Raw genomic sequence first — 4,176 nt, forward strand, 5'->3', positions numbered from 1 at the left:
TGGCATCATGGCGGCCTACTGCCTGGGCGTGCCGATGGTTTTTGCCAGAAAAAAGAAGCCTTCAACCGTCACTGACGACGTCTACACGGCTGAAGTCTTCTCCTACACCAAGCAGGTGACCAACACCATCTCCGTTGAGGCCAAGTTCCTTGACGCCAGCGACCGGATTCTGGTCATCGACGACTTCCTGGCCAACGGTGAAGCAGCCAAGGGCCTGATCTCCCTGGCTGAACAAGCCGGCGCCACCGTTGTCGGCGTGGGCGTTGTCGTGGAAAAAGCCTTCCAGGGCGGCCACGACTGGCTGGTCGACCATGGCTACCGGCTCGAGGCCCTGGCCAGCATCAAGGCCTTCAACGACGGGAAAGTCATTTTCAACTAGTTACTGACAGTGGGAGTTATTAAATAAATATGGATCAAACACAAGAACCTTCGCAAAGCCGTTCCTTCGTTCTCGGCCTGCAGCACCTTTTGGCAATGTACTCCGGGGCCGTGGCTGTCCCGATCTTGATCGGCAACGCCCTGCACTTCAACTCAGAGCAATTGACCTACCTGGTCTCCATTGACATCTTCATGTGCGGACTGGCCACCCTCTTGCAGCTGCTGCGCAACCGCTACTTCGGCATCGGCCTGCCGGTTGTCCTGGGCTGCGCCATCCAGGCGGTGGCCCCTTTGGAAATGATCGGGCAAAAGTACTCTATCGGCACCATGTACGGGGCCATCATCGTTGCCGGGATCTTCGTCTTCCTGATCGCCGGGGTCTTCTCCAAGATCAAGAAGCTTTTCCCGCCGGTAGTGACGGGCACCTTGATCACCACGATCGGCCTGACCCTGATTCCGGTCGGCATCCAGAACCTCGGCGGCGGAACTGCCAGCGCCAAAGACTTCGGGGATCCTAAGAACCTCTTGGTCGGCTTCGTCACCATCTTGGTGATCGTGGCCCTGCAGGCCTTCGCCAAGGGTTTCCTGGCTTCAATCTCCGTTTTGATCGGCCTCATCGTCGGCACCCTGCTGGCTGCCTGCATGGGGATGGTTTCCCTAACCCCGGTGACCCAGGCTGCCTGGCTGCACTTCCCGCAGTTCTTCTACTTCGGGATGCCGAAGTTTGAATGGTCTTCCAGCCTGACCATGATGATCATCGCCCTGGTTTCCATGGTTGAATCAACCGGTGTCTTCTTCGCCCTGGGCGACCTTTTGGGCAAGGACATTACTGAAGACGACCTCAAGCGCGGCTACCGGGCTGAAGGTCTGGCCCAGATTTTCGGCGGCCTCTTCAACACCTTCCCTTACACCACCTTCTCCCAAAACGTCGGCCTGCTGCAATTGTCCGGCATCCGGTCCAAGCGGCCGATCTACTGGGCAGCCGGCCTTTTGATGGCCATGGGCCTTTTGCCGAAAGTCGGCGCCCTGGTCACCATCATGCCAACGGCCGTATTGGGCGGGGCCATGGTGGTCATGTTCTCCTCCATCGCCGTTCAAGGGATCAAGATGCTGCTCAAGGTCGACTTCAGCGACAACCACAACCTTTTGATCGTGGCCATCTCCCTGGGTCTGGGCCTGGGCGTCTCCGTTTACCCAAACATCTTCCAGGCTCTGCCAAGCCAGCTGCAGCTCTTCCTGGAAAACGGGATCGTGATCGCTTCAATCTCTTCCGTCCTTTTGAACTTGATCTTTAAGGGCAAAAAGGGATTGGAAGAAAACTGATTTTGACATTAATTAAACTAAAGTCCCCTTCTTTTGAAGCGGGACTTTTTATTTTGCCATCAACAGCTCCATTAAAGACAAGGCATATCAATTCCAAACAAACTAAAACGACCCCTGTAAAAAATACAGAGATCGTGTAGTACACCTGCTACTCAAATGCAGATTCCCCGTTAGTTTGAATAACTTTCTTGTACCAATCAAAGGAATCCTTTTTATATCTGTTATAAGTTCCTTGACCGAAATCGTCTAAATCGACATAGATAAATCCATACCGCTTAGACATTTGAAGAGTTGAGTTTGACAATAAGTCAATTGGTCCCCAGGTAGTGTAGCCCATCAATTCGACGCCATCATCATTGATCGCCTGCGCCATAGCTTGAATATGGCCCTTAAAATAAGCAATCCGGTAATCATCGTGAACCTTTTTATCATCTGTCAGGATGTCTTTGGCACCAAGGCCGTTTTCTACAACCATCAAAGGCTTGCGATAACGATCATAAAGATCTGACAGCGAGATTCTCAGCCCGATTGGGTCAATTTGCCAGCCCCATTCACTCGAAGGAAGGTAAGGGTTCTTAACTCCAATGGTAGTATTGCCGCTAGTTAATTCCAGGCCGGCTTCATTAGCTGCCATACAAGATGATTGGTAGTAGCTGAAAGAAACAAAATCTACGGTGTTCTCCTTTAAGACCTGCTTATCTTCTTCAGTCATCCCAACATCCATACCTTCTTTTTGGAATTTGACTCTTAAGTAAGCCGGATATTCGCCAAAGACCTGCACGTCTGCGAAGGCATAAACTTGACGCATCTTTTGCTGAACGGCTAAAACATCTTCTGGTTTGCATGTGTAGGGGTAGTAAGTCAGCTTAGTAGTCATGCAGCCCACCTTGCTTTGCGGGTACTTCTGATGAATATACTTAGTGACCTTGGCACTTGCAACCAGCTGATTGTGCATGGCCCGATATAAGACTTCTTGGAATTCATCTTTTTCAAAGCGTGATTCAATCAGACCGCCTGTCATAAAGGGGTGGCGCAAGATGCTGTCAACTTCATTAAAAGTCAGCCAATACTTAACCCGGTCACCTAAGCGGTCGACCACGGCTTGGACATATTTTTCAAAAAATCCAATTAATCTCCGGTCATTCCAGCCATTGTAAGCTGTAGCCAGGTGCAGGGGCAGTTCATAGTGGGAAAGGGTAATAATTGGTTCAATCCCATACTTTAAACATTCGTCGACAACATTGCTGTAGAAGTCCAGGCCTTCTTCATTAATGTCATCATCTCCGTTTGGAACAACCCGGCTCCAAGCGACTGAGAACCGGTAGGCCTTAAAACCCATTTCGGCGAATAAGGCGATATCTTCTTTATACTTTTCGTAGTAATGAATCCCGTGCCTCTTAGGATAAAGAGTCTCATCGTCAGACTTCAAAGCCTCTTCTATCATCTCGTCCGTAATATCCGTATTCTTTTTAATATTGTTCAGTTCCTTCAAGCCTTGAGGGTTGCGGAACTTCTGAACGTCAGCTACAGAAACGCCTTTACCGCCTTCATTCCAGGCCCCTTCGATTTGGTTGGCAGCAGTTGCCCCGCCCCACAAGAATCCTTTTGGAAAGGTGTATTTCGTATCGGTCATATTATATTTCCTCCGTATTTTTCATACTTTTTTAGTATAGCACCCATTTTTGAAAACGCTATTTCAGTTTTTTAGTCCTGTCTAATCAGCCGATCCAGGCAAAAGCAGGACGCAGCGCAGGCTGTCTAAAGCAATAACATGTTCATCGATAACCACCTTGTCTTCCGTATAGCCCCGGACAAAGCCAACTATTTCCTCCGGCCGCTTGCCGTTTTCATCTACTTCTCCAAGCTGAACAATTACCGCCTGCTGGTTGCTAAAAGCCAGGGCCAGCACCCGCGCGCACTCCTCCTGGCTCATCTCCGAGCGCTCTGGCACGATCTTCTCTTGCGTCTCCTTGTTGATCATGGCCGTGTGGTCGCTTAAGAAAAAGCCCGCCCACTTCTTCATCCCCCGGTCTTGATAACGGGCAAAAAAATCCGTCACCCGCTGGTCAAACTCCTTACTCATAGGCGTTGCCCCCATTGTGGCCGCCAACCAAGCGGCTTCTGGCAATTGCCGTCGCGCCAGGCAAAAGGCTGGAAGCCCGTACGACGCTGGCAAAGCCGTACTTCTTGCGCAGCTTGTCGATTACCTGGTCCCATTTCTTCCGCTTGAGCTGCTCGCCTGGCGAAAGGAAAAAGGTCAGCTGCTGGCAGTCAGCCGGCACCAACTGGCTGTAGGTCACGCCCAGCTGTCTGACGGCCTGCCCGCGCCACTTCTTCCGGAAGAGCGCCCAGAGTTTCGCCACCAAATCGCTGGAAACGTCCGTCGGCGTGATCTTCTCTTGAATGCTGAAGCCAGCTGGATCGGCTTCATAGTCAGCGTAGCCGACATAGAGGCTGACCCGGCCGGCCAGCAAA

5 protein-coding genes are annotated in these 4,176 nt (G+C 51.2%); 2 read left to right on the plus strand and 3 right to left on the minus strand.

Features of this window, described 5'->3' with window-relative positions:
* Both lacNas_RS04800 and lacNas_RS04805 read left to right on the plus strand, forming a co-directional pair.
* A partial coding sequence (locus lacNas_RS04800) for a type I phosphoribosyltransferase (RefSeq protein ID WP_201346649.1) occupies positions 1–379 on the plus strand: 379 nt, incomplete at its 5' end.
* A 29-nt stretch (positions 380–408) separates the two neighbouring features.
* Positions 409–1,701 carry a nucleobase:cation symporter-2 family protein gene (locus lacNas_RS04805; RefSeq protein ID WP_201331558.1) on the plus strand — a complete coding sequence of 431 codons (1,293 nt, stop codon included), beginning with the start codon at positions 409–411 and terminating at the stop codon, positions 1,699–1,701.
* Between the two features lie 148 nt (positions 1,702–1,849).
* On the opposite strand, the gene lacNas_RS04810 is transcribed toward lacNas_RS04805, so the two are convergent.
* From lacNas_RS04810 to lacNas_RS04820, 3 genes are all read right to left on the minus strand, one after another.
* Positions 1,850–3,334, minus strand: a complete 1,485-nt coding sequence (locus lacNas_RS04810) for a glycoside hydrolase family 1 protein (RefSeq protein ID WP_201331559.1) — start codon at positions 3,332–3,334, stop codon at positions 1,850–1,852.
* A gap of 81 nt (positions 3,335–3,415) precedes the next feature.
* The gene (locus lacNas_RS04815; protein WP_201331560.1) at positions 3,416–3,784 is read right to left on the minus strand and encodes a hypothetical protein; all 369 of its coding nucleotides are present in this window, start codon (positions 3,782–3,784) and stop codon (positions 3,416–3,418) included.
* Positions 3,777–4,176, minus strand: a 400-nt coding sequence (locus lacNas_RS04820) for a DinB/UmuC family translesion DNA polymerase (RefSeq protein ID WP_444979751.1), incomplete at its 5' end; no start/stop codon positions are given. The genes lacNas_RS04820 and lacNas_RS04815, both read right to left, overlap by 8 nt.

The organism is Lactobacillus nasalidis, assembly GCF_016587775.1.
In the GTDB taxonomy this organism is placed as follows: Bacteria; Bacillota; Bacilli; order Lactobacillales; family Lactobacillaceae; genus Lactobacillus; species Lactobacillus nasalidis.